The organism is Mycobacterium sp. OTB74 (genome assembly GCF_029892685.1).
Classification (GTDB): Bacteria; Actinomycetota; Actinomycetes; order Mycobacteriales; family Mycobacteriaceae; genus Mycobacterium.
The window spans coordinates 17,735-43,581 of sequence record NZ_JARXVD010000008.1; the positions used below are offsets into that span (position 1 = coordinate 17,735).

Sequence of the window (25,847 nt, forward strand, 5' to 3'; positions counted from 1 at the left end):
CTACAGCGTTGCCGGACGCAGCACCACCACCGACTTGGTGCGCTTGGCGCCGTCCTCCAGCAGGGCGATCACCTGACCGTCGGCCGCGGTGGCCGCGTAGGTGCCGTCGATTCCGGCGGGCGCCAACGCCCGGCCGTGTCGGGCGTCCTGCACCTCGAACTCGGTCAGGTCGCGGCGCGGGAACCCAAGCAGGCAGGCCGCGTCTAGGCTGTAGCTCAGTTCGGCGGCGTCGGCCAACTGATCCAGCGTCCGCGCCTCTTCCAGGCCGTATCGGCCAACCTTGGTGCGCCGCAACGCCGTCAGATGTCCACCCACCCCGAGCGCGGCTCCGACATCGCGGGCCAGCGCCCGGATGTAGGTGCCCGATGAGCAGTCCACAGTCACGTCCACATCGACGAACTCGTCGATCCGGCGCGTGGCGTCGACCGAGAACCGCGAGATGCGAACCCGACGCGCGGCCAGTTCCGGAGCCTTGCCTTCGCGCACCAGTTTGTAGGCCCGCTCGCCGTCGACCTTGATGGCGCTGACCGCCGACGGCACCTGGTCGATCTCGCCACGCAGCGCGGCGACCGCCCGCGCGATCTGCTCGTCGGTGACGTGTCCGGCCGGAATCGTCTGCAGCGCTTCACCTTCAGCGTCTTCGGTGGAGGTAGTCTGACCGAGCCGGATGGTCGCGATGTAGGTCTTGTCGGTGGCGGTCAGCAGCCCCAGAATCTTGGTGGCCCGCTCGATCCCGACCACCAGCACACCGGTGGCCATCGGGTCCAAGGTGCCGGCATGGCCCACCTTGCGGGTGCCGAACAATCGGCGGCACCGGCCGACCACGTCGTGGCTGGTCATCCCGGCCGGCTTGTCGACGATGACCAAGCCGGGCTCTGGTGGCGGTGGTTTCACAGCGAAATCGCCGTCACCACAAGACCGTTGGCCACCGTCCAGCGGCCCGGCAGCTCCCTCAACGGCGGGCCTGATTCGGCAGTCGGGTCGATCAGGATACGCGACCGGAAGGTCCCCGACGTACCAGAGAAGTCCGCGGCGAAGGTGATGTGCGCATCCTCGAAGCCCAACCAGCGGTGCGTCAGCGGGAACCAGGCCTTGTACGTTGCTTCCTTGGCGCAGAACAGGATTCGATCCCAGTGCAGGCCACCGGCCAGAGCTTTCAGCTCGGTCCGCTCCGCTGGCAACGACACCGCGTCGAGCACCCCCTTGGGTAGCACGCCATGCGGTTCGGCGTCGATGCCCACCGAACGAACCTCGTCCGTACGACCGACCACGGCCCCACGGAACCCTTCACAGTGCGTCAAGCTGCCGACGATCCCGTCCGGCCAGCACGGTTCGCCCTTGTCCCCCTTCAGAATCGGCACCGGACCGACGCCCAGCTTGCCCAAGGCCTCGCGGGCGCAATAGCGCACCGTGATGAACTCGTTGCGGCGTTTGGCAACCGAACGCGCGATCAGCGGCTCTTCCTCCGGAAGCGGAGCCAGATCGGCCGGATCGGAATACATTTCGGCCGTCGCCACCATATCGGGCAGCACGGCCGACAACAGCGGACTCATTTGTTCAGTCATCTGCCCTGGTTCTTCAGCCGCTCTCGCATCTTCTGTGCGTGCTCGCGCATCTCCGCGGTGATCTCGAAGTGACCGCCGAAGTCGTTCAGATACCCGGGCTGGTAGTTCGGGTCCGGCAGGATTTGCCGCATCCAGCGATACGGCTTGCGGCGCCGCCACTCTCGCGGATAGCCGACCGAGACCTCCTCGAACCGAACGCCGTCATACCAGGTGGTCCGCGGGATGTGCAGGTGTCCGTACACCGAACAGATCGCGTTGTAGCGGGTGTGCCAGTCGGCCGTTGCGGTGGTACCGCACCACAGCGAGAACTCCGGGTAGAACATTGCATCACAGGGTTCGCGCACCAGCGGGAAGTGGTTGACCAGCACCGTCGGGGTCATCCAGTCCAGGTCGTCGAGCTTCTTGCGGGTAACCGCCAGCCGGTCGCGGCACCAGGCGTCGCGGGTGGCATATGGCTCGCACGAGAGCAGGAACTCGTCGGTCCCAACAACATTGCGCTCCCGGGCCAGCGCCATGCCCTCAGCCTTGGTCGCCGTGCCCTGGGGCAAGAAGGTGTAGTCGTACAACAGGAACATCGGCACGATGGTCGCCGGGCCGCCCTCCTCGGTCCACACCGGGAACGGATGCTCAGGGGTGACGATGCCCATCTGGTCGCACATGTCGACCAGATAGTCATAGCGAGCCCGGCCAAAGAGCTGCATCGGATCCCTGTTGGTGGTCCACAGTTCGTGGTTACCGGGGACCCAGATGACCTTGGCAAAGCGCTTGCGCAACAGGTCCAACGACCAGCGGATGTCGTCGGTGCGCTCGGCGACGTCACCGGCGACGATCAGCCAATCGTCCGGCGAGGCAGGGTGCAGCGACTCGGTGACCGGCTTGTTCCCGGTGTGACCTATGTGCAGGTCACTGATCGCCCAGAGAGTCGGGTGGTTCGACACAACCGAACACCCTACTTGGACGATTCGGTCATCCCTCCCATACAGCGGGACAGAACTAGAACAGGTTCCTGCTTCGCGTTCGGTTGGGACTAAGCGACTTGTAGACTCCCGGCAACATCCGGTCTGCCTAACGAGGAGTGCAATGGCTACGAAACTGCGGCTGCTATCGGCCATCTGTGCGCTGGTGGCAGCGGTCGTCGTGGTCTGGCAGAGCAACCCGGCTACCACCACCAACGCCGACCGGGTCCAGTTGCGCTCCACCTCCGCACCCATGAGCGGCCCGTCCACCACCATCAAGTGGCCGGTGGTCCCCACCACCGACCCCAACCCGTTCGACCCGTGCGACCAGATCCCGCTCGACGTCACCAACGGCCTTGGCCTGGGCTTCACCCCGCCCGACCACGAGGACGGTCTGCGCTGTCACTACGACGCCGGCAACTATCAGATGGCGATCGAGCCGATTGTGTGGCGCACCTACGAGCAAACCCTGCCGCCCGATGCCGTCGAGCTGACCGTCGCCGGGCACCGTGCGGCCCAATACTGGATCATGAAGCCGACCGACTGGAATGACCGGTGGTGGACCACCTGCATGATCACTTTCAAAACCCACTACGGCATCATCAATCAGTCGCTGTACTACTCGCCCATCGAGTCGCCCGACCGGCCTGACTGCCTGCAGACCAACCTGCAGCGGGCCAACCAGCTGGTGCCGTACTACAAGTTCTGATTCCGTCATTGATCCCGCGGCCGCGGCGCCGGCCACTCGGACTTCGGCGCCCTGAACGCAGGATTAACGGGGGTTTTACAGGAGCCATCAGTACCCTTCGCTAGGTGAGCTCAAGAATCACCCGCTACGCCTCCCTTGCGCTGAGCCGCGCGCTCCACGTGCCGCCGCCGACAGCGGACTACACCATGACCCGGGCACGCACGCCCATGCGCGACGGCGTCGAGCTGATCGGCAACCACTACAAGCCGACGGGTGCGCCGAAGGGCACGTTGCTGGTGCGCTGCCCGTACGGGCGCGGGTTCCCGTTCGCGACGCTGTTCGGCTCGATTTATGCCACCCGCGGCTATCACGTGCTGCTGCAGAGCGTGCGCGGCACCTTCGGCTCCGGCGGTGAGTTCAACCCTATGGTCAACGAGATCGCCGATGCCGCCGACACCGTGGTCTGGCTGCGCGAGCAGCCGTGGTTCACCGGGTCGTTCGCCACCATGGGGTTGTCGTACCTGGGCTTCACCCAGTGGGCCTTGCTGACCGATCCGCCGCCCGAGCTCAAGGCTGCGATCATTGCCGTCGGCCCGCATGATTTCGCCGAATCCACTTGGGGCGCAGGCTCATTCAAGCTCAACGATTTTCTGGGCTGGAGCGACATGATGGCCCACCAGGAAGATCCGAACCGCGTTGCCGTCGGGTTGCGCCAACTGCGGGCACCGCGGCTGGTTTCACGCGCCAGCAATCAGGTGCCGGCCGGTCAGGCCGGCCGTGACCTGTTGGGTACCGGGGCATCGTGGTACGAGTCGTGGCTGGACCATCCGAACGCTGACGATCGGTTCTGGGAGAACATGGCATTCGACGACGTGCTCGACAAGGTCGACGTGCCGGTGCTGCTGTTCGGCGGCTGGCAGGACCTGTTCCTGGAGCAGACCTTGAGCCAGTACCAGCACCTCCGAAGCCGGGGCGTCCCGACGGCGGTGACCATCGGTTCCTGGACGCACACTCACCTCATGTCCAAGGGCGCGCCGACGGTGGTGCGCGAATCGCTGGCCTGGCTGGACAACCACCTGGCCGGCCATACCCCGACGACCGAGCGGGCGCCGGTACGGGTCGAGGTCACCGGCCAGGGCTGGCTAACCATGGAGGACTGGCCGCCGGCCGCCACCGAGTGTGAGCTGTACCTGCACCCGGCGCACCGACTGGCGGCCGACGCTCCGTCAGCCGCCCAGCCGCCGTCGCGGTTCACCTTCAACCCGGCTGCGCCGACACCGACAATCGGTGGCCGGCTGCTGTCCACCGACGCGGGCTACTGCGACGACTCGGCGCTATCGATGCGACCCGACGTCGTCGACTTCACCGGGGATGTGCTGACCGAGGATCTGTACCTGCTGGGCGTGCCGGTGGCTGAGCTGACCTTGTCCTGCGACAACCCGCACCGGGACATCTTCGTCCGGGTCAGTGAGGTGGATTCCAAGGGCCGATCGCGCAACATCACAGACGGATACCGAAGGCTCACAACAGATCCCAGCGCCCCCAGCACCGTGAGACTCGAGCTGGATGCGGTTGCCTACCAGGTGCGGGCCGGCTCGCGACTGAGGGTGGTTGTCGCCGGTGGCTGCCATCCGCGATTCGCCCGCAATCTGGGAACCGCCGAACCGCTGGTCTCCGGGCAGCAGATGGTGCCGGCCACCCATACCGTGCACCACGGCACCGGCGGACTGTCCAAACTCGTCCTCCCCGTGGCGACGCTGTCAGCCGACTGAGGTGCGCACCTTCGCGGCGACGGCCTGCAGCGTCGCCTCGTCGTGCACCGGTGCGCCCCATTGCGGGTCCAGCGGCAGGTCCACCCAACTGCGGCAGCCCGCGTAATCGGCGCTGCGCGCGATGGTGACCGGCGCGGTCAGCGGCCGGGCCTGCACCACCAGGACCGTCAACCGGTGCCGGGGCCGGAAATCCAGTCGGTCCTCGCGCACCGATCCGGCCGTCCAGATGTGCAGACCGGCGAGGTCATCCAGGTGCTCCGGACGGTTGACCTCCACGGCGGCAACCACTTTCGCTCCCCCTCTGATCACCAGCGTCGAGTCGGTGCTGTCCGGTTCCGCCTCGGTGACCAGACTGTGGTGCTCAGGACGCACCCGCTCGGCGTGGCTGTGCGCGACGGTCGGGAAGAACACGAACTGCGGCGCTGAAGCCGGATTGCTCCTCACGTGCGCGGGTAGCGCAAAGCGCTTCTCGTGAATGCCGCCTTTGCGCAGCAGCACGCACTGACGCCCGTCCAGCAGCGCCAGCACGGCCGCGCCCCACTCCTTGAGCGCCGGCGAATTCACCTGGCCGCCAACCTCTTTTGCACCTCAGGCCGACGAAGCGGCGGCACTGTCTTGGGCGGTTGACGACGCTCAGGCAGCTGAGCCAGCAGTTTCGTCGTGGCTGCGGTGACCTCGGCGACGGCAGTCTCGAATGCTTCTTCGTTGGCCGCTGTGGGGCGGGTGATCCCGCTGACCTTCCGGATGTACTGACGCGCGGCGGCCTCGATCTCCTCAGCTGTGGCCGCCGGTTGCAGCCCACGCAGCTCCGTGATGTTTCGGCACATGCCCTACACGATATGTTCAGGGCATGACCGACTGCCTTCTGATCGACACCACCGATCGGGTCCGCACTCTGACCCTGAACCGGCCGCAGGCTCGCAATGCCCTGTCCACCGAGCTGCGTGACCAGTTCTACGGCGCGCTGCGGGCTGCCGAGACCGATCCGGACGTCGACGTCATCATTCTGACCGGCGCCGACCCGGTGTTCTGCGCTGGCTTGGACCTCAAAGAACTCGGCGAAGGCGCCGAGCTGCCCGACATCTCGCCGCGCTGGCCCAACCTGACCAAGCCGGTGATCGGCGCCATCAACGGTCCGGCCGTCACCGGCGGCCTTGAGCTGGCGCTGTACTGCGACATCCTGATCGCCTCGGAGAACGCCAAGTTCGCCGACACTCACGCCCGGGTCGGGTTGCTGCCCACCTGGGGGCTCAGCGTGCGGCTGCCGCAGAAGCTCGGCGTCGGCCTGGCCCGGCGCATGAGCATGACCGGCGACTACCTGTCAGCGGCCGAGGCGCTGCGGGCCGGCCTGGTCACCGAGGTGGTGGCACACGACGAGCTGCTGCCCGCAGCACGCCGCGTCGCTGCGTCCATCGTCGGCAACAACCAGAAAGCTGTTCGCGCACTGCTGGATTCGTACCACCGGATCGACGCCTCGCAGACCGATGCCGGGTTGTGGATTGAGGCTTCGTCGGCCCGTGACTGGAACAGCGCCGTCGGCAACGAGATCGCCGCCAACCGCGACGCCGTCATGCAGCGCGGCCGCGCCCAGGTCTGAGACGCGGGTCTGGGCCGTCAGCGTGGTGCCACCCGCACCACACGCTGCCCCGCTGTGAGAACTTCCGTTTCCTTTAGTCGGCCCCGGCACGCTGCGTTTCGGTCCGCCGAGCGGATCGCGCTCTTCCCTAATGCCTTCGCCTTCCATACGTTTGGCCCAGGCCAACCAGGCCAACCCAGGAGAATGGGTGGATGGGACACCCGTGCCGGAAGCACTAGGAGCAGGGCAAATGTCCATTTCGTTTCCATTCAAATTTGTCGACCTGGGAACCCCACTCCCGTTCAAGATCGAGGCGAACCCCGATTTCCCGGCAGAAATGGAGCCGGTATGCATCCTCAGCAACTTGGGGCTCCCTCCAGGAAGGGATACTTACATCACGGTAGGTGACGAGGCGCCTCCAAACGGTCCAGACCCTTGGGAACTGACATTCCACTGGGCAACGACGGGCGGACCCGCCGCCGGCTCATGGCAACTGGACGCGTTTCTTCAAAGCCTCACCGGCCCGATTCCGAATATCACCGTGCCGCACTTTCCGAAAATCGTCTCAGGGGTAAATCCTCAGAAATATGACGAATCAGTGATTGTTCCCCCGATCGGCGGGAGTATTCCGGCGCCGGGAATTTTTCTCTGTCGGCTCTTCGCGACCCTACGATGGAGAAGTATCGGGACGCCGCCCGTTGTCAGAATTGCTGGTCGCGCGGACGGCCCACTGATCGAGTTTTATAAGCCCGTGTAATACCGGCTGCGGCATTCCAATCGGCCGCGTGTTCGGACACGAAAGGTCGCAGCCGATGATGACAGCACCCTTATCTCCCGGCACGCAGTCGACGAGATGGAACAACCGACCCGACAACCACAGAAGAACGGCCACAGTGGCAATCCTCGGTGGCTATTTTCTGGTGCCTGAATCGCCAACGAGTGAATGGCGCACGGTCAGTCCTGCCAGCCCATTCCGGCAGCACCGACAAGTCAAGCTGAGCTGGGTCCCGGTCCGGTGAGCGGACCGCATTCTTCCCTAACGGCCCTTACCCTCCATACGTTGGGCCCAGGCCAACCGGGCCGATCCGGGAGGGCGGGTGGATGGCCCACCCGTGCCGGAAATTACTAGGAGCAGGAAAAAAATGAGCATTTCGATTCCATTCAAGCAACACGACTTTGTCGAGCTGGGAGAAGCGCCCCCCTTCAATATCCAGGCGAACCCCGCTTTCCCGGACGAAACGGACCCTGTATGCATCCTCACCAACCTAGGGAACCCAAGCTCTTCGGCACAACCGGATACTTTCATCACGGTAGGCCCCGGGACGGGTCCGAACGCGCCAGACACTTGGGACCTGACATTCCGCTGGGCAACGACGGGGGGGCCCGCTGCTGGCACGTGGCAGATCGACGCGTGGCTTCAGGCTGTCAGCCCTTTCCCACCAGGTAATCTCGTCGTGCCGGGCTTTCCGCAGTTTGTCGGTCCGGGGGGTACGGCGGTAGTTCCACAGCAAGAGAATCACGTATATACTATCGGCCCGTTCGGCTCAGGTATTACATTTCCGGTGGGAGTTTCTCTCTTTCGGCTCTACGCTTCCCTTCGATGGATAGCGGGGGCCTCTGGCGCTTCCCCTGTTAGAGTTGCTGGTCATGTGGAAGGCCCACTAATCGAGTTTTATCGCCCCGCGTAATACCGGCGGCGGTATTCCAATATCTGCCATGCCCTCGACAAAGACGTTGAAGACGGCATCGCATCTCTCGTCTTTGTCGCGGGCATTTCCATTAAAACCCGCCACGCATGTCTTAGGGAGGCTCTGAACACTAAATCTCGAGCAAAAAAGTAGTGCGGATACCGTGCATTTCCGCTGATTGGATCGCATTATGACCGAACGCCAGGGCGAACATTCCGACGATCAGGCCGGCCCGCCGCCGCGGCCGCCGGAGTTTCCCGAGCGCTACATAAACCCCTCCGACTCGATGCCGCACAGGCTCGAGAGCGACTCGCCCGAGCCGCCATCGGCCGAAAGCGGCCCGTCGGGTGATCCCCCGCCGGGGCTCGGCGGTGGCGCGTTGCTCGGCGAAGCCCCGTCATTCGACCCGATACCGTTCGAGAAGGTATTTCAGTGGCAGGTCCAGCCCGGTACGCAGCACTCGGCGGCGCCCGATGTAAGGGCCGGCCGCTCGACGGCCTCGGTGCCGGATGGACTGGCGCCGCACGGTGACACAGCGCGACCGGCCCTGCCCATCGGGCCGCCGGATTCGGGCGGTCTGAGTGAGCCTGTCACCCAGGCCCCGCCGCGGCCGGATCGTTTTGCTCAGTATGAACAGCAGCCTTACAACATCGCACCGAAGCCCGGAGAGCCCCCGCCGCGCCCCGCGGCCTTTACGGCCCGGCCAGGCCAGTCGCGGCAGCAGCCGCCCACGCCGGCACAGCGGTCGCCGGGCGGATGGCCCGCGGGTGGTCAGGGCTTCAACCATGCCCAGGGTTCGGCGGCCAACTGGAATTATCTCGAAGACCTCCGCAGTGGCGAGTTGGTGCCCATCCGGCGCATCCCCCCGGGTCGAGGCTGGCGCAAAGCCCTCTATGTCGCCAGTTTCAAGCTGATCAATTTGGGCCAATCCCCTGACGAGCGGTATCAGGGTGAGCTGGAGACCAAGACCCGGTCACTGTTGCGCGGCACCTACAAGATCGGTGTGCTAGGCAAGGGCGGGGTCGGCAAAAGCACCATCGCCGCCAGCGTCGGGTCGGTGTTTGCCGAGTTGCGCCAGGACGACCGGCTGGTGGCCATAGACGCCGACACCGGGTTCGGCAAGCTGGCCAGCCTGATCGACCCGGCGACGTCAGGCTCCTATTGGGAGTTGGCCGCAGACAAGAAGCTGTTTACGTTCAGCGATATCCGCAGCCGGGTGGGCAGCAACAAGTTCGGGCTGTTCGTGCTGGCGGGGGAAGCAGCCACCGCGCGGCGTCGCGTGTTGGACGCCGCGATCTACCGCGAGGCAACGATGCAACTCGACAAGCACTTCACATTGTCGATCGTCGACTGCGGATCGACCCTGGATTCGGCGGTGACCCAGCAGGTGCTCGCCGATGTTGATGCGCTGATTGTGGTGTCATCACCGTGGCATGGCGGCGCCTCGGCGGCGGGGCAGATGCTGGAATGGCTGGCCAATAACGGCTTCACCGGTCTGCTGCACAGCACCGTGGTGGTGGTCAATGACTCTGACGGGCATTCCGCCAAACATGATCGTGCTCTGCTGGTGGAGCGGTTCGGCAAGCGGGGCCAGAAGGTTATCGAGATACCGTTCGATGCGCACCTGCGCCCGGGCGGGGTGATCGACATCAGGGAGGAACTCAATCGGCGGACCCGGCGGCGCCTCCTGGAGCTGGCCGCCGCGTGCGCGGAGTATTTCGCTGCGACCGCTGAGCGACCGAGGGGACACGATGACTACCACCGCCGACAAGGCGGTCACCGCCGCATCCGAGACGCTGAACCCGGCATCGAGCCGGGTGCCGCTGCTGGTCGACGATCAACATCAGACCGACCTGCTACTTCCGGCCGCGGGTCCGCTGCAAGCTTCTCATGACCAGGCATTCTTACTCCTCACGTCTGTCTGCTGAATCCGACGTGAGGCTCCCGACAATCTTGGGTTCCTCGTCTTTGCGGAACGATGACCAGTCAACGGACAACCCACGGCTTGGGTCTTTCCGGAACGATGGCCAGTCAACGGCGAGGTCGACTAGCTTCCGCTCGTAGTCGATACACATGACCATGGCATCTGCTATCTGGTCAGTTTCCTCCCACATCGCCGTTACCCAGTCGCCAGGGCTTAGCTCGTCAACGTTTCCGAACACGTCACCGAACCCCACGTATGTCCAGTTGTTTTCGATTCGGATGTTTGGATCAATGGTGATTCTCATCTGATTTCCCTGCCGACAATCCAGCGCTGCGGTGGGAGTGCCACGCTCCTATCAAGTTACGCCGGTCGGCCCTTCCCACCTGATGTCGGCAGCATGCTCGAAAACCAACTCTGAAGGGGCGACAGTGTGCGTCTGTCCGGCAAGAGGCCGAGTCAGGTGTGCTTTGTGCGCACTCGGGCCCAGCGAGGGTGACGCCGTCGCCTACGCCCGGTAGGTCTGCCAGTCGCCGATGGCTTCCAGTCGACGACGCTGCTGGGTGGCGGCCGCGGCATCGAGCGCCCGGCCGCGTTCGTCGAGGTTGGCGCTGACCTGTCGTCGCTGCTCGACGGGTTTGGCATCGTCGTATTTGAACTTCGCTTCGACCGCCATTACGGCCAGGCGCAGGCCGCGGATGCCAGGCAACATCCGGCCATACGGGTCCTGTTCGGCGGCCACCTCACCGTGCCTGCCCTCAGGCTGGAAGTCCTCGAGCTGTGCACCAAGGATCTCGGCCTTGCCATCCGGCTCGTCGACAATCGTTGGGCGACAGACGAACTGAACACTCGCGTAATAACTGGTCGGGACACCGGCGTCGTCGGTTCCCCGCCAGTACGACGGAATGTATGCATAGTCACCGATCACCGCCAGGCGCACCTCCTCGGCGACGGCCAGGTGTTCCCACACCGTGTTGGGTCGGGCCAGGTGCATCAGCAGCTCGTCACCGGCCACGGTGAAATGCGCCGGCACCAGGATGGGTGCCTGGCCGGGGTCGCGATTGTTCACTGCCAGCACCCCGAACCGGTCGGTGCGGGCCAGCCACTGCCGCCATTCGTCGGCATCGGTCTGCGCGTCCCAGGGATGGATCAGCATGGCCCGAGGCTATCCCGCGGGTGCCGGTGCAGCCCACCGCCCGGACAGCGCGCGCCAGCCGACGAACGCCAGACGCAGCACCAGGAAGGTGCTCAGCCCCGACCAAATCCCGGCCAGCCCCCAGCCGAACACCAGTGACAACCAGATCAGCGGCAGGAACCCGACGAGGGCGCTGATCAAGGTGGCGGTGCGCATGAAAGCGGCATCACCGGCCCCCAACAGCACGCCGTCCAGCGCGAAAACGATTCCAGCGATAGGCAATTGGGCCACCATGAACCACCACGGAACGCCGATCTTGGCCTGTACCACCTGGTCGGTGGTGAACAACGCCGGCAGCACCGACGCCCCGAGCGCGAGCAGCGCTGCCAGCACCGTCGCCGCGACCAGGGAGAACAAGGTCACCCTGGCTGCCACCGAGGTGGCGGCCTTGGGCTGTCCGGCACCCAACGCTGCACCCACCAGCTGCTGTGCGGCGATCGCTAGCGAATCGAGCACCAGCGCAAGGAAATTCCACAGCTGCAGCACCACTTGGTGGGCCGCGACAGCCGCCGCGCCGAATCGCGCCGCGACCGCACCGGCGGAGATGAAGCAGACCTGGAACGCCAACGACCGCAAAACCAGGTCCCGGCCCAGCACCAACTGGGCGCGCAAAACGTCGGGCCGCGGCCGCAGCGACACCCGTTCGGACACCAGCGCTCTACAGAACAGCACGGCACCGATCCACTGCCCGACCAGGTTGGCCACCGCCGACCCGGCCAGGCCCAGCCGCGGCAACCCCACCCAGCCGAACACCAGCAGCGGGCACAGCACCGCTGAAACCCCCACTCCGGCAAGCACATAATGCAGCGGGCGAGCGGTGTCCTGCACCCCGCGCAACCACCCGTTGCCCGCCATCGACACCAGGATCGCCGGCACCCCGACGATAGCGATGCGCAACCACACCAACGCCGTCTCGGCGATCTGACCGGGCCCGGCCAGCGCTCGCAACAGCGGCACTGCGGCGGTCTGCACCACGGCAACGATCAGCAGACCGACCAGCATCGCGAGCCAGGTGGCCTGCACCCCTTCCCCAACAGCGGCGGCCCGGTCACCGGCGCCGTAGAAGCGGGCTGACCGCGACGTCGTGCCATAGGAAAGAAAGGTCAATTGTGAACTGACCATGCTCAGGACCAGCCCGCCAATGGCCAGACCAGCAAGTGGCAGCGCACCCAGCCGGCCAACCACCGCGGTATCGAACAGCAGATAGATCGGTTCGGCCGCCAGCACACCGAGCGCCGGAAAGGCCAGCGCCGCAATGCGGCGGCCGGTCACCTGTCGCTCAGCTGTCACGACACGCACGCTAGCTGCAAAAAGGGGTCAGCCAAGGGCGGAACACAGGGCCGCGACGACCTCGTCGGCGGTTCCGCTCGCCGAGTAGCCCGCAGCGAACCGGTGACCACCGCCGCCGAATGAACTGGCCAGCACTGCCAAGTCCACCTTGGTCTTGGCACGCATCGACACAGACCAACGCTGCGGTTCGATCTCCTTGAACACCGCTGCCACCTCGGCCTGAGCCGTGGTCCGAACGATGTCGACGATGCTTTCCACTTCCTCGGGCCGGGCCGGCGCATATTCTTCATGCGGCACAACGGCATACACCAGACCGAGACCGCCGGCAGCGTCGGGCACCAGGCAGGCCGAGGCAAGCACCCGCGACAACATGGGCAGCCAGGAGTACGGGTGGGTGTCCAAGAGCGCGCGACTAACGGCGGCATTGTCGACACCGATGTCCAGAAGCCGTGCGGCGAGCCGAAGCGCACGCGCACTGGCCCAGCGGAACGAGCCGGTATCGGTGGTCAGCCCGGCGTACAGGCAGTGCGCCACCGGCAGTTCGATGGTCTTGCCCCAGGCATCGAGCAGCTCGGCCACCAGCAGAGTGGTCGAATCTGCCGACGGATCAACGTAATTCGAGGTGCCGAACAAAAGATTGGATGCATGGTGATCGATCACCAGCACGTGGCGGCCTTCATCGGCCAGGTAGCCCAGCGAGCCCAGCCGCTGCGCGCTGGGAATGTCGACCGTGACCACCAAGTCAGCATCGGGGCGCATCTGATCGGGAGGCACCAGCAGATGCCCGCCGGGCAGCGTCTGCAACGACTCGGGCAGTTGTCCCGGCGCCGCGAACGAGACCTGGACTTCGGTGCCCTCGGATTCGAGGACCAGCGCTATCGCGAGGCCCGCACCGATGGTGTCGGCGTCCGGGTAGACGTGGCTGACCACGCTGACGCTCTGGACCGAGCTGAGCAATTCGGCCGCGCCGCGCGCATCAACTCGCGCGCCCTGCGGCAATACCTCAGTCTTCGGTTCGATCGCCGTCACCTTGATCCTCGGAGCCCTCGAGTCCATCTTCTTCGTCCGCCGACTCCTCCCCGCAGACACGGTACGGGTCTGCGTCACCGGCGTGCGTTGCACCCTCCCGAATCCGGGCCACGTCGGCATCGGCGGCCCGGGCCCGGGCCAGCAACTCCTCCATCTTGTGCGCGGCATCGGGCACGGTGTCGCGCTCGAAAGTCAGCGTCGGGGTGAACCGGACGCCGGTCCCCGCGCCGACTTTTGTGCGCAACGTGCCCTTGGCCTTCTCCAGCGCCGCCGCGGCGCCGGCATAGTCCGGCTCCTCGTCGAGGCTGGTCCCGATAACCGTGTAGTACAGCGTGGCGTCGTGCAGATCACCGGTCATCTTGGCATCGGTGATGGTTACGCCGTCCAGCCTCGGGTCCTTGATCTCGTATTCGATCGCCGAGGCGACAATCGTCGAAATGCGCTTGGCCAGTCGTTTGGCCCGTGCCGGATCAGCCATCGCTTAGGTACGAGCCTTCTCGACCAACTCGTACGTTTCGATGATGTCGCCTTCCTTGATGTCGTTGTACGTCAACGTCATACCGCACTCGTAGCCTTCGCGCACCTCGGTGGCGTCGTCCTTCTCGCGCTTGAGCGAGGACACCGTGAGGTTCTCGGCGATGACGATGTTGTCGCGCAGCAGGCGGGCCTTGGCGTTGCGCCGCATGATGCCCGACTGCACGAGGCAACCGGCGATGTTGCCGACCTTGGACGACCGGAAGATGGCGCGGATCTCGGCGCGGCCGAGCTCCTTCTCCTCGTAGACCGGCTTGAGCATGCCCTTCAGAGCGCTCTCGATCTCGTCGATGGCCTGGTAGATCACCGAGTAGTACCGGATCTCGACGCCCTCGCGGTTGGCCAGCTCGGTGGCCTTGCCTTCTGCGCGGACGTTGAAGCCGATGATGATCGCGTCCGAGGCCGAGGCCAGGTTGACGTTGGTCTCGGTGACACCACCGACACCGCGGTCGATAACGCGCAGCTCCACCTCGTCGTCGATCTGGATGCCCATGAGGGCCTCCTCGAGCGCCTCGACGGTGCCCGAGTTGTCGCCCTTGAGGATCAGGTTCAGCTGGCTGGTTTCCTTCAGCGCCGAATCCAGGTCTTCCAGGCTGATGCGCTTGCGGCTACGGGCGGCCAACGCGTTGCGCTTGCGCGCGCTGCGCCGGTCGGCGATCTGCCGGGCGATGCGGTCCTCGTCGACGACCAGGAAGTTGTCGCCGGCGCCGGGCACCGAGGTGAAACCGATGACCTGAACCGGACGCGACGGCAGCGCCTCTTCGACATCGTCGCCGTGCTCGTCGACCATGCGGCGGACGCGACCGTAGGCGTCGCCGGCGACCACCGAGTCACCGACGCGCAGCGTGCCGCGCTGGACCAGCACCGTGGCCACCGGGCCACGACCGCGGTCCAGGTGCGCCTCGATGGCCACACCCTGGGCCTCCATGTCGGGGTTGGCCCGCAGGTCCAGGGAGGCATCGGCGGTCAGCAGCACCGCTTCGAGCAGCGCGTCGATGTTGGTGCCCTGCTTGGCCGAGATGTCGACGAACATGGTGTCGCCGCCGTAGTCCTCGGCCACCAGGTTGTACTCGGTCAGCTGGGCCCGGATCTTGGCCGGATCGGCGCCTTCCTTATCGATCTTGTTGACCGCCACCACGATCGGCACATCAGCGGCCTGGGCGTGGTTGATGGCCTCAACGGTCTGCGGCATGACGCCGTCGTCCGCGGCGACCACCAGGATCGCGATATCGGTGGCCTTGGCACCGCGGGCACGCATGGCGGTGAACGCCTCGTGACCCGGGGTGTCGATGAACGTCACCAGACGCTCATTGCCGTCCAGCTCGGTGAGCACCTGGTAGGCACCGATGTGCTGGGTGATGCCGCCCGCCTCGCCCTCGCGGACATTCGCCTTGCGGATGGTGTCCAGCAGTCGGGTCTTGCCGTGGTCGACGTGGCCCATGACGGTGACCACCGGCGGCCGGCTGGCCAGGTCTTCCTCGTCGCCGGCGTCTTCGCCGTAGGTGAGGTCGAACGACTCGAGCAGCTCGCGGTCCTCGTCTTCCGGGGACACGACCTGCACGACGTAGTTCATCTCGCTGCCCAGCAGCTCGAGGGTGTCATCGCCCACCGATTGGGTGGCGGTCACCATCTCGCCCAGGTTGAACAGCGCCTGCACCAACGAGGCCGGGTTGGCGTTGATCTTCTCGGCGAAGTCGCTCAGCGACGCGCCACGGGCCAGCCGGATGGTCTCGCCGTTGCCATGCGGCAACCGCACGCCACCGACGATCGGCGCCTGCATGTTCTCGTATTCGGCGCGTTTCGCCCGCTTCGACTTACGGCCACGACGGGGTGCGCCACCCGGACGCCCGAAGGCACCCGCGGCACCGCCGCGCTGACCGGGACGACCACCGCCACCACCGGGGCCACCGCCACCGGGAGCGCCACCGCCGCCACCCGGACGACCGCGGAAGCCACCACCAGCTGCGCCGGCACCGGCACCACCGCCGGCGCCACCGCCGCGGTAGTTACCGCCACCACCGGCACCGCCGGGACGGGGACCGCCTCCCGGACGGGGACCACCGCCGGGGCCGGGACGCGGACCGCCTGGGCGGCCGGTCGCAGCGGGCCGTGCGCCGGGCGGACGCGGCGGCATGTTGCCGGGCGTGACGCCCGGACGGGGGCCGCCACCAGTACGGGGACCACCGGTGCCCGGACCCGGACGCGGCCCCTGCGGACGCGGGGCCGGGCGTTCAGCCGGCTGCTGCGACGAGAACGGATTGTTGCCGACCCGCGGGGCACGCGGTGCAGGCTTCGGAGCACCCGGACGCGGACCCGGAGTGGCCGGACGCGGCGTGGCCGGGGCAGGCGCCGGAGCCGCAGCTGCGGCGGGCGCAGCCGGCGCGACCGGAGCCTGCGGCTGCGGAGCAGCCGGCTTGGGCGCACCGGGCTTCGGACCCGAAGGGGCGGCCGGTGCAGCGGGTGCGGCCGGTGCGGACACCTCTGCCGCACGAGCGGGAGCGGGTGCCGGAGCCGGAGTAGGGGCCGTAGCCTGCGGCTGCGGAGCAGCCGGCTTGGGCGCACCGGGCTTCGGCCCACCAGACGGCGCCGCCCGCTTGGCTGCCGGAGCGGACGGGGCGGGAGCTGACTTGCCACCGCCGAATGCTTCGCGCAACCGGCGCGCAACGGGTGCCTCCACGGTGGAGGACGCTGATTTGACGAACTCGCCCTGTTCGCTCAGTCGGGCGAGCACTTCCTTGCTGGTCACACCGAGTTCCTTGGCCAACTCGTGTACGCGTGCCTTACCTGCCACTTCTCTCCTCGTCGTGAGGCGACAGCGGTGGTGGGCCGCGCCTCGGGTTTAGCTATGACGCATGGTCATCGGGACTTCACGGTGTGCTCATGTTCTTCGCTACCTGTTCTGGTTGCCGCGCTGGTTCGAGTCCGTTCAGGGATCTGACGAACTCTTCCACCGCGGAGGTGTCCGGCGAACCGGTGATGCGCAACGCTCGGGCGAATGCTCGCCGCCGAATTGCTGCATGGAGGCACTGCTGATCGGGATGCAACCACGCACCCCGACCCGGCAGGTTACCCGCTGAGTCGACTGAAACGCCGCATTTGCCGTCCCTGTCGCACACAGCCGCCACCCGAAGCAGGTCGACGGCCAGCTCTCGCTTCCGACATCCGATACAGGTACGTACCGGGGCTGCCGAATTCTCGCGCTGGATCACACTGCAGTCTACCGTCAACGGCCGTCGGGACAGAATCGTGGTCGGCTTGGCACCCAGGTGCCGTTCTGGTACCGAGACAACGCCTCCCACCGGCGGTTTTCAGCTAACCGTCCCGGGTGGCTCCGCGGCCGTCGCCATGAGTACCGTCGTCCGCATCACTTCGAATGTCGATACGCCACCCGGTGAGGCGGGCCGCCAGCCGGGCGTTCTGCCCTTCCTTGCCGATGGCCAGCGACAACTGGAAATCCGGTACCACCACGCGCGCGGCACGCTGCGCCTCGTCGATGACGGTCACCGAGACCACCTTGGCCGGCGACAACGCGTTGGCCACGAACTTCGCCGGGTCCTCGTCATAGTCGATGATGTCGATCTTCTCGCCCGACAGCTCGCTCATCACGTTGCGCACCCGCTGGCCCATCGGGCCGATGCAGGCACCCTTGGCGTTCAGCCCAGGCACCCGCGAGGCGACCGCGATCTTGGACCGATGCCCGGCCTCGCGGGCCACCGCGACGATTTCCACCGAATCGTCGGCGATCTCGGGAACCTCCAGCGAGAACAACTTGCGCACCAGGTTCGGGTGGGTGCGCGACAACGTGATCACCGGCTCGCGGGCGCCGCGAGCGACCCCGACCACGTAACAGCGCACCCGGTCGCCGTGCACATAACTTTCACCGGGCACCTGCTCGGCAGCCGGGATGACGCCCTCGGATCCCTTGGCCTCAGTGCCGACCCGGACCACGACCAGGCCTCGGGCGTTGGCCCGGGCGTCGCGCTGGATCACGCCGGCGACGATGTCGCCTTCCCGGGCGGAGAACTCGCCGTAGTTCTTCTCGTTCTCGGCATCGCGCAGCCGTTGCAGGATTACCTGACGCGCGGTGGTCGCCGCGATGCGGCCGAAACCCTCTGGGGTGTCGTCCCATTCGTGGATGACGTTGCCGTCGGCGTCGGTCTGCCGGGCGATCACCCGGACCATGCCCGACTTGCGGTCGATGTCGATGTACGCGTCCGGTTCGTGGCCCTCGGTATGCCGGTAGGCGGTCAGCAGTGCGGTCTTGATGGTGTCGACGACGACCTCGACACTGATCCCCTTGTCCGCCTCGATGGCATGCAGTGCCGCCATATCGATGTTCATCGGTCGGCCTCCTCTCCGTTCACGTCCGTCGCACTATCCACACCCGCCAGCTCCAACTCACGGCGATTGGGTGGTGAAAACTCCACCTGTACAACAGCTTTCGTAATATCTGCGATTTCCACCCGACGGACCGACAACCGGCCGCGGTCGGCGATCACGAGGTCGACGTGCACACCGTCCGAGGTCCCGAGACGGGCGCTCAGCGCGGCACCGTCGGCCAGGGTCACCTCGACCTTGCGGCCGTGTGCGCGCCGGAAATGGGTACCGGTGGTCAGCGGCCGATCCACCCCCGGCGAAGTCACTTCCAGCACGTAAGGGACGGTTTCCGCGTCATAGCGGTCCAGCAGCTCTGACGCGGTGCGCGACAGATCCGCGACAACATCCAGATCCAGACCGTCGTCCCCGTCGGCAACGACGACGATCCGCGGCGGCTTGGCGCCGGCCTCCACCCGCACGTCCTCGATGTCATAACCGGAATCCGCGAATGGCCCCGTGAGTAGCTCAAGCACCTGACCCTGGGTCGGTAACCGGCTAGGCGGCAGCGGACTTTCCGGCGTCTCCCGGGGCACGGCGAGCTCCTCATCTTGAGTTGTGCGGGTCTGGACAGGCCCCCAAAAGGGCGAAATCCAGTGTCAACGATACGCCAGCAATGCAGTGGCTATTGCCGAACGCACCGCGCGTCCGCGCGGCGCCGTGGCAATGGCAGGATGTGGCTGTGCCGAACGCCGAAACCACCGTCAGCAGACGGCGCGTCCTGATCGGTGCGGCAGCCCTGGCCCTTGCCGGCGGCACGGTGTCGGCCTGTTCGACGCCGCCTCAACGCGATCCCGCCCTCGATGCGCTACAGGGCCAGCTACAACAGGCCCGCAACGACAGCCAGCTTGCCGCCACCGCAGCCAGCGCCGCACCGCCGAAACTCGCGCCCGCACTGACGGCGGTCGCCTCGATTCGTGACGCCCACGCCCAAGCGTTGTCCGACGAGCTCAGCCGCATCGGAGGCGCAGCCCAGGCCGCGTCGAGCACCGCATCGAGCACTCCGGCCGCGGCGACCGGAACTGCCACCTCCGCGGTACCGACCACACCCCCAACCCCGCAGGACGTCATCACCGCCCTGCAACAGTCCGCGGACAGCGCTGCGCACGTCGCCTCAGGTCTGTCCGGTTATCCGGCCGGGCTGTTGGCATCGATCGCGGCGGCGTGTACCGCTGCATTCACCGTCACCCTCGGCGGGAGGCCTTCATGACCAGCCCGCACCCCTCCTCGTCGCGCCCCGCCAGCCCGGCCGATGCCGCGTTATTCGATGCGATCAACGCCGAACACGGCACCATTTACGGATACGGGCTGGTCTCGGCGCACACCAGCCCCGACGTCAACGACCTGGTGGCCGACGCGCTGGCCCAGCACCGCGACCACCGCGAGGCCGGGATTGCCGCCCTGGCAGCCAGGTCGATTCCGGCGCCGTTGCCCGCCGCGGGCTACCAGTTGCCGTTCGAGGTGGACAACCCAACTGACGCAGCCAAAGCAGCGATACGCATGGAAGAGGACACGGCCGCCGCCTGGCGCGCTGTCGTCGAACAGGCCGGCACCAACGAGGACCGCGCCCTGGCAGTCAAAGCCCTCACCGACTGCGCGGTGCTGGCCGCCCGCTGGCGCCAGGTGCTCGGCCTCACGCCCAACACCGTGGCGTTCCCTGGCGGTACCGAGTAGCCGGCCGGGGCTACCCGGCCAGCTTGGCGGCAATCGCAGCCGAAAGTCCCTCGACCGGGAGTCCGGTCTTCTCACCGCTGAACCGGTTGCGCAGCTCGACGGTGCCGTCGGCCCAGCCGCGGCCCACCACCACGATCCACGGCACACCCAGCAACTCGGCGTCCTTGAACTTCACGCCGGGCGATGACGTCCGGTCATCGAGCAGAACGTCCACGCCGAGGCGGTCCAGTTCACCGGCCAGTTCGGTGGCACCGGCACGGGCCTGCTCGTCCTTGTTGGCGATCACAAGGTGCACGTCGAACGGCGACACCGATGCCGGCCAGCGCAGACCGAATTCGTCGTGATGCTGCTCGGCGATCACCGCGACCAATCGGGACACCCCGATGCCGTACGAGCCCATGGTCAGGCGCACCGGCTTGCCGTTCTCACCGAGGACGTCGGCGCTGAAGGCGTCGGTGTACTTGCGACCCAGCTGGAAGACGTGGCCGATCTCGATTCCACGCGCGGAAACCAGAGGTCCGGCGCCGTCGGGCGACGGGTCACCGTCGCGGACGTCGGCGGCCTCGATGGTGCCGTCCGGGGTGAAGTCGCGACCAGCGACCAGGCCGACCACATGCTTGCCCTTCTCGTCCGCGCCCGTGATCCAACTCGTGCCATCAACCACGCGAGGGTCGACCAGGTAGCGAACTCCGTTGGCCAGCAACGCTTTCGGGCCGATGTAACCCTTCACCAGGAACGGGTACTTGGCGAAGTCGGCGTCATCGATCATGGCGTACTCGACCGGGTCCAGCGCGGCCCCGAGTCGCTTGTCGTCCACTTCACGGTCGCCGGGCACACCGATGGCCAGCAGTTCCCACTCCCCGCCCGGCTGGCGCACCTTGAGCAGCACGTTCTTGAGGGTGTCGGCTGCGGTGACCTCGCCATCCAGCGCGCCGTTGGCCCAATCGACCAGAGTTGCGATGGTGGGGGTGTCGCCGGTGTCGTGCACGGTCGCCTCGGGCCGGCCATCGATCGGTAGCGCATCGGGTCGCGCGGTGATAACTGCCTCGACGTTTGCCGCGTAGCCGGACTGCACGCAGCGCACGAAGGTGTCCTCACCGACCTCGCTCTCGGCCAGGAACTCTTCGGAGGCACTGCCACCCATGGCGCCCGACACCGCCGAAACGATGACGTATTTCACCGCAAGCCGATCGAAGATCCGTTGGTAGGCCTCACGGTGCGCCTCATAGGCGTCCTTGAGCCCGCTGTCATCGATGTCGAACGAGTACGAGTCCTTCATGATGAACTCGCGCCCGCGCAGGATGCCGGCCCGCGGCCGCGCCTCGTCGCGGTACTTGGTCTGAATCTGGTACAGCCGCAACGGGAAGTCCTTGTACGACGAGTACTCCCCCTTGACCGTCAGGGTGAAGAACTCCTCGTGGGTGGGGCCCAGCATGTAGTCGTTGTCGCGGCGGTCCTTGAGCCGAAACACCCCGTCGCCGTATTCGGTCCACCGGTTGGTGGCCTCGTACGGGGCCTTCGGGAGCAGCGCCGGGAACAGAATCTCTTGTGCGCCAATGGCGTTCATCTCGCTACGGACGATGCCCTCGATCTTGCGCAGTACCTTCAGGCCAAGTGGCAGCCAACTGTAGAGGCCGGGGGCGATGGGCCGGACGTAGCCGGCCCGGATCAGAAGTTTGTGGCTTGGCACTTCGGCGTCGGCCGGGTCGTCGCGCAGGGTTCGCAGAAACAGCTCGGACATGCGGGTGATCACAGCCGACCACCTTATCGAGCCACCTGGGGCGAGCGAAGCGACGGGGGAATTTACCGCTGGCCGGCCTGCATCACGGTCGGCAGGATCACATCATCAGTGCAATTGCTGCTCGACAACCTTCTCGTAGGCACCCCGGCCCTCGACCGGCACTGACGGCTTGAACTGCAACACTAAGTTCTCGGCCTGGTAGGTGCCGGACATGGTGCCCGTGTACTCCTCAGCCGCCCCGGTGGTGGAGAACCGGAACACCGAGACACTGTCCGTGTCGATCGCCTCGACACATTTGATGTCGGGGCACTTCTGGCTGGTCACATCGTGGGAGTTGGCCACGCCCAGTCCGGCTGACGCCAGGTCACGCACCAATTCGGCGGCAGTGACGTTGTTCAGAATGGGCACGCCGGACAGCGCACCGGCCTGCGGCCCCGGCGCCGGTGGCCGTTGGCATGCGGTCAGCAACGTGGCAGCACCTACTGCAGTGACGATGATCAGGCGGCGCCAGTGCTGTCCAGTCATGCACCATGCATAGCACTGTTGTCTGATGGCGCGGCAGAGACTCCAGCCGATCGACGAATATCGTTGTGCTGCTTAGTGGTTGACCGATCGACCGAAGAACTCGGCCCGCCGGTTACAGCTTGGCGCCAGCCCGCTTGACCGCAGGCGCACCCGGCGAACCCAGCACTCCGCCGATCCAAGGCAGCGAGTCGGCGAACGCCTCGGCGGCGAAGGGCCAGTCGTGCAGACCCGGCAGGCTGCGGATCTCACCGTCGATGCCGTTGCGTTCACCGACCGCGCAGAGCGTCCCCGCGGCGATGTCCTGGCCCTCCGGGTTCGCGACGGCGTCGTGAGGTGCGCCGGGTGTCGGCGCGGTGCACGTCTGGCCGGTACCGGGTACCTCGAAAAGGGCCGAGACGCCGTCGTAGTGGCCGTGCTGCTCCATCACCGTGCTCGGGTCGAATTCCGCCCATTTCGCCGCGTCGCCGCCGTAGAGCCGGGTGATGGTCTGCGACCGGCTGCCCAGGTTGGGACTCAGGTCCCCAGCGATATCGACGAAGGCGCTGAACAGGTCGGGACGGCGCGCGGTCAGCTGTACCGCGCAGGTGCCACCCATTGACCAACCGACAATCCCCCACTGCTTCGCGCGGGGACTGACCCCGAAATTCGAGATCATGTACGGCACGACCTCTTTGGTCAGGTGCGCCGAGGCGTTGCCGCGAGCGCCGTTCACGCATTCGGTGTCGTTGTCGAAGGACCCGGTGGCGTCGACGAACACGAACACCGGCGAGTTCCCGTCATGGGCGGCGGCGAACTTGTCGATGGTCGCCTTTGCGTTGCCTGCCCAGATCCAGTCCGACGGGGTGTTCAGTTCCGAGCCGATCATCATCACCGTGGGCAGCTGCGGAGGCGGGTTGGTGGCGAACCACGCCGGCGGCAGGTAGACCAGCTCGGCCCGGTGCTCGAAATTCGATTCATCGGAGCTGATGGTGACCGGCAGCATCACTCCGCGGTCCGGCCGAATCCCCTTGAGCTGCATGGCCGTCACCGACCAGCGATCGACTTCGTCGGGCACCTTGCCCACGGTCAGCTTGTTCCAGGCGACATACGGCGTCGGGAAGTAGCCGACCCAGATGTTGAGCACCAGCAACATGCACAGCGCACATGACGGCACCGCCAACAGACTGAGGCCGCGTTTGCGCCAACTGCCACCACTCCAGCCCAGGACCACCAGACTCGCGGCCACACCGCACAAGGCCGTCCAGCCCCACAGACTCAGCGGCGCCGGACTGCCCGCGATGCCGAGCGAGGTGATGTACCGGTACAGCGCGAAGGCGAGTGCGGCGCCTGCGGCGAGGGCGATCGGAACTCGCCGAAGATGCCAGTCTCGGGATCGCCGGCCGACCGCGAAACCGAGGATGACCAGACTTATCAGCTGTATGGACACCGGCAACCAGCCGTCGGTCAACGACGCTTGTGTCAGGAATTGGCCCATATCGGTCAGATCCGCGGTCCTGCGCGAAATCCACGGCCGGGCACAGACGCCGTCAACGAACCCTCCTGGCCGATGCGATGGGCCGAACCATCAGCCCGATCCAACTTATGTGCGGATCGCAGCGCAAGCCAGTTCATGTCACGCGTGTCACGCCAGCAACTTTTGTCACTCACGTAATCGGGCATGCACGTTGACTCTGCATGCAGGGTGTCGTCCACTCGAGTTTCTTCGTCGTCAACGCAGGATCAACGGGTGATCGGCGAGCCGGAATGCGACGGGCGAGCTAAAGCTCGCCGGCGTCCAGCGCATCCTTGGTCTCTTGTGCCTGCGCCACTTCCTTGGCGCTGTAGCCGATGAACAGCGCCACCACGCCGACGATCACTGCCACCGCGGCCACCCACAACAGGCCGTAGGTGTAGCCCTGGTCGAGCGCATGCAATTGCGCCGGGTTCATCTTCTTGACCGGGCCGGTGGTACCGCCCAGATAAAGGGTGCGAGAGGTGATGACGGCCTGGATGATGGCCAGCACCACGGGGCCACCGAGGTTCTGCAGCATCAGCGCGATAGCCGAGAGCGGACCGATGTCGCTGAGCGCCACCCCGGCGATGGCCGAGACAGTGAGCGGGACCACGATCATGCCGATACCGAACCCACCGACGGTGATGGGCAGCACCAGGTTCGGGAAGTATGGGATACCGCCGTTGAGTGTCGAGCCGTAGATCATCGCGGCCAGCACCAGGATGCCGCCGGCGATCACCAGTACCCGCGGCGGGAACATGGCCACCAGCTGCGAGGACAGGCCCAGCCCGATACCCAGGGCGATGACGAACGGGATGAAGCCGATGCCCGCCTTCAGTGCGCTGTAGCCCATGATGTCCTGCACATACAGGCCGATCAGCACGGTCAGCGTGAACATCACGCCACCGGCCAGGAACACCGCGGCGAAAGTCGCCAGCCGGTTGCGGTCGCGGAACAGCACGAACGGGACCACCGGGTTCACGGCGGTGCGCTCGACGAAGAAGAAGGCCAGGAAGAACACCGCGGCGGCCAGGCCCGAGCCCAACGTCACGGGTGACATCCAGCCCTTCTCCGGCCCCATCGAGAAGCCGAACACCGCGGCGGTGCAGGCCAGGGTCGCCAGGATGGCGCCTGCTGCATCGAGCTTCATCCGCTCGCGACTGGTCTCGGTCAGGGTGTTGCGGGCCAGGTAGATCATCAGCAGGCCGATCGGCACGTTCACCAGGAACGCATAGCGCCAGGAGAACACGGTCAGTGCGCCGCCGACGACCAGACCCATCACCGAGCCCACACCGGTCATGGCCGCGAAGATGGCGGTGGCAGCGTTACGGGCGGGCCCCTTGGGGAAGGTGGTTGCAACCAATGCCAAACCGGTCGGCGAGGCGATCGCCGAACCCACACCCTGCAAAAGGCGCGCGATGACCAACGTGGTCTCGTCCCAGGCGCTGCCACAGAGGATCGAGGCGATGGTGAACAGCGCGACGCCGACGATGAAGGTGCGCTTGCGGCCGATGGTGTCGCCCAAGCGACCGCCCAGCAGCATCAGGCCGCCGAAGGTCAACACATAGGCGGTGATAACCCAGCTGCGACCGGCGTCGGACAGGCCGAGTTCATCTTGGATCTTAGGAAGAGCAACGATCGCGACGGTGCTGTCCATGGTGGCCAGCAATTGCATGCCACCGATGGCGATCACCGCAGAAAGAAAGCGTGGGGACGGCAACCATGTCGGATACCAGCTGATTCGCTCGTCCTCGGTCTGTCCTACGTGTATCGAGGGCGATTCGCGGCGGCCGTCTTCCATGGCGGTTTGCTCAGCGTCATTGAGAG

General features: G+C 66.1%; 25 protein-coding genes. 7 read left to right on the forward strand and 18 right to left on the reverse strand.

What is annotated here, in order from left to right; all coding sequences use genetic code 11:
- Genes truB through M2432_RS12695 form a run of 3 tightly spaced genes read right to left on the reverse strand, consistent with a single transcriptional unit; the run spans window position 1 to window position 2,503 of the window.
- Window positions 1-894, reverse strand: coding sequence for a tRNA pseudouridine(55) synthase TruB (gene truB / locus M2432_RS12685; RefSeq protein ID WP_280827163.1), 894 nt, complete (start codon window positions 892-894; stop codon window positions 1-3).
- Complete coding sequence (locus tag M2432_RS12690) at window positions 891-1,565, reverse strand: 4'-phosphopantetheinyl transferase (protein WP_280827164.1); 675 nt, start codon at window positions 1,563-1,565, stop codon at window positions 891-893. Before M2432_RS12690 ends, truB begins: the two co-directional genes overlap by 4 nt.
- Entirely contained in the window at window positions 1,562-2,503 is a 942-nt protein-coding gene (locus M2432_RS12695) for a metallophosphoesterase (RefSeq protein WP_280827165.1), read from the reverse strand. Before M2432_RS12695 ends, M2432_RS12690 begins: the two co-directional genes overlap by 4 nt.
- 142 nt (window positions 2,504-2,645) lie before the next feature.
- Between M2432_RS12695 and M2432_RS12700 the strand changes: the two genes are divergently transcribed.
- Both M2432_RS12700 and M2432_RS12705 read left to right on the forward strand, forming a co-directional pair.
- Window positions 2,646-3,230, forward strand: a complete 585-nt coding sequence (locus M2432_RS12700; RefSeq protein WP_280827166.1) for a DUF3558 domain-containing protein — start codon at window positions 2,646-2,648, stop codon at window positions 3,228-3,230.
- A gap of 104 nt (window positions 3,231-3,334) precedes the next feature.
- The gene (locus M2432_RS12705) at window positions 3,335-4,981 is read left to right on the forward strand and encodes a CocE/NonD family hydrolase (protein WP_280827167.1); all 1,647 of its coding nucleotides are present in this window, start codon (window positions 3,335-3,337) and stop codon (window positions 4,979-4,981) included.
- On the opposite strand, the gene M2432_RS12710 is transcribed toward M2432_RS12705, so the two are convergent.
- Window positions 4,970-5,545: a DUF1802 family protein gene (locus tag M2432_RS12710; protein WP_280827168.1), complete on the reverse strand. Its 576-nt coding sequence runs from the start codon at window positions 5,543-5,545 to the stop codon at window positions 4,970-4,972. The two genes, M2432_RS12705 and M2432_RS12710, sit on opposite strands and share 12 nt — an antisense overlap.
- Window positions 5,542-5,808: a DUF2277 domain-containing protein gene (locus M2432_RS12715; protein ID WP_280827169.1), complete on the reverse strand. Its 267-nt coding sequence runs from the start codon at window positions 5,806-5,808 to the stop codon at window positions 5,542-5,544. Before M2432_RS12715 ends, M2432_RS12710 begins: the two co-directional genes overlap by 4 nt.
- 23 nt (window positions 5,809-5,831) lie before the next feature.
- On the opposite strand from M2432_RS12715, the gene M2432_RS12720 reads away from it, so the two are divergent.
- The 3 genes from M2432_RS12720 (at window position 5,832) to M2432_RS12730 (ending at window position 10,139) form a co-directional block, all read left to right on the forward strand.
- Entirely contained in the window at window positions 5,832-6,578 is a 747-nt protein-coding gene (locus M2432_RS12720; RefSeq protein ID WP_280827170.1) for an enoyl-CoA hydratase, read from the forward strand.
- A gap of 229 nt (window positions 6,579-6,807) precedes the next feature.
- Entirely contained in the window at window positions 6,808-7,314 is a 507-nt protein-coding gene (locus M2432_RS12725) for a hypothetical protein (RefSeq protein WP_280827171.1), read from the forward strand.
- 1,121 nt (window positions 7,315-8,435) lie between these two features.
- A complete protein-coding gene (locus tag M2432_RS12730; protein ID WP_280827172.1) occupies window positions 8,436-10,139 on the forward strand; it encodes a MinD/ParA family protein in 1,704 nt (567 codons plus the stop codon).
- Between the two features lie 10 nt (window positions 10,140-10,149).
- On the opposite strand, the gene M2432_RS12735 is transcribed toward M2432_RS12730, so the two are convergent.
- From M2432_RS12735 to rimP, 9 genes are all read right to left on the reverse strand, one after another.
- Entirely contained in the window at window positions 10,150-10,473 is a 324-nt protein-coding gene (locus M2432_RS12735) for a hypothetical protein (protein WP_280827173.1), read from the reverse strand.
- A 201-nt stretch (window positions 10,474-10,674) separates the two neighbouring features.
- Window positions 10,675-11,322 (reverse strand): FMN-binding negative transcriptional regulator, encoded by a 648-nt coding sequence (locus tag M2432_RS12740; RefSeq protein WP_280827174.1) that lies wholly within the window; start codon window positions 11,320-11,322, stop codon window positions 10,675-10,677.
- Window positions 11,323-11,331: 9 nt separating this feature from the next.
- Window positions 11,332-12,660: an MATE family efflux transporter gene (locus M2432_RS12745; RefSeq protein ID WP_280827175.1), complete on the reverse strand. Its 1,329-nt coding sequence runs from the start codon at window positions 12,658-12,660 to the stop codon at window positions 11,332-11,334.
- 18 nt (window positions 12,661-12,678) lie between these two features.
- Entirely contained in the window at window positions 12,679-13,680 is a 1,002-nt protein-coding gene (locus M2432_RS12750) for a bifunctional oligoribonuclease/PAP phosphatase NrnA (protein WP_280827176.1), read from the reverse strand.
- Window positions 13,655-14,158 (reverse strand): 30S ribosome-binding factor RbfA, encoded by a 504-nt coding sequence (rbfA, locus tag M2432_RS12755; RefSeq protein ID WP_280827177.1) that lies wholly within the window; start codon window positions 14,156-14,158, stop codon window positions 13,655-13,657. The genes M2432_RS12750 and rbfA overlap by 26 nt, the downstream gene beginning before the upstream one ends.
- Before the next feature lie 3 nt (window positions 14,159-14,161).
- Window positions 14,162-17,005: a translation initiation factor IF-2 gene (infB, locus tag M2432_RS12760; protein WP_280827178.1), complete on the reverse strand. Its 2,844-nt coding sequence runs from the start codon at window positions 17,003-17,005 to the stop codon at window positions 14,162-14,164.
- A 76-nt stretch (window positions 17,006-17,081) separates the two neighbouring features.
- Window positions 17,082-17,456, reverse strand: coding sequence for a DUF448 domain-containing protein (locus M2432_RS12765; RefSeq protein ID WP_280827349.1), 375 nt, complete (start codon window positions 17,454-17,456; stop codon window positions 17,082-17,084).
- A gap of 70 nt (window positions 17,457-17,526) precedes the next feature.
- Complete coding sequence (gene nusA, locus M2432_RS12770; RefSeq protein ID WP_280827179.1) at window positions 17,527-18,555, reverse strand: transcription termination factor NusA; 1,029 nt, start codon at window positions 18,553-18,555, stop codon at window positions 17,527-17,529.
- Window positions 18,552-19,124 (reverse strand): ribosome maturation factor RimP, encoded by a 573-nt coding sequence (rimP, locus tag M2432_RS12775; protein WP_280827180.1) that lies wholly within the window; start codon window positions 19,122-19,124, stop codon window positions 18,552-18,554. The genes nusA and rimP overlap by 4 nt, the downstream gene beginning before the upstream one ends.
- Window positions 19,125-19,270: 146 nt before the next feature.
- Here rimP and M2432_RS12780 point away from each other — a divergent pair, with 146 nt between their 5' ends.
- Window positions 19,271-19,798, forward strand: a complete 528-nt coding sequence (locus tag M2432_RS12780; protein ID WP_280827181.1) for a hypothetical protein — start codon at window positions 19,271-19,273, stop codon at window positions 19,796-19,798.
- Window positions 19,795-20,262 carry a ferritin-like domain-containing protein gene (locus tag M2432_RS12785; RefSeq protein WP_280827182.1) on the forward strand — a complete coding sequence of 156 codons (468 nt, stop codon included), beginning with the start codon at window positions 19,795-19,797 and terminating at the stop codon, window positions 20,260-20,262. Before M2432_RS12780 ends, M2432_RS12785 begins: the two co-directional genes overlap by 4 nt.
- A gap of 10 nt (window positions 20,263-20,272) precedes the next feature.
- On the opposite strand, the gene M2432_RS12790 is transcribed toward M2432_RS12785, so the two are convergent.
- The 4 genes from M2432_RS12790 to M2432_RS12805 all read right to left on the reverse strand — a co-directional run bounded on the left by M2432_RS12790 (window position 20,273) and on the right by M2432_RS12805 (window position 25,821).
- Complete coding sequence (locus tag M2432_RS12790) at window positions 20,273-22,015, reverse strand: proline--tRNA ligase (RefSeq protein WP_280827183.1); 1,743 nt, start codon at window positions 22,013-22,015, stop codon at window positions 20,273-20,275.
- Between the two features lie 93 nt (window positions 22,016-22,108).
- Window positions 22,109-22,528 carry a hypothetical protein gene (locus M2432_RS12795; protein ID WP_280827184.1) on the reverse strand — a complete coding sequence of 140 codons (420 nt, stop codon included), beginning with the start codon at window positions 22,526-22,528 and terminating at the stop codon, window positions 22,109-22,111.
- Window positions 22,529-22,640: 112 nt separating this feature from the next.
- Window positions 22,641-24,002: an alpha/beta hydrolase-fold protein gene (locus M2432_RS12800; RefSeq protein ID WP_280827185.1), complete on the reverse strand. Its 1,362-nt coding sequence runs from the start codon at window positions 24,000-24,002 to the stop codon at window positions 22,641-22,643.
- A 283-nt stretch (window positions 24,003-24,285) separates the two neighbouring features.
- A complete protein-coding gene (locus M2432_RS12805) occupies window positions 24,286-25,821 on the reverse strand; it encodes an MFS transporter (RefSeq protein ID WP_280827350.1) in 1,536 nt (511 codons plus the stop codon).
- Between the last annotated feature and the right edge of the window lie 26 nt (window positions 25,822-25,847).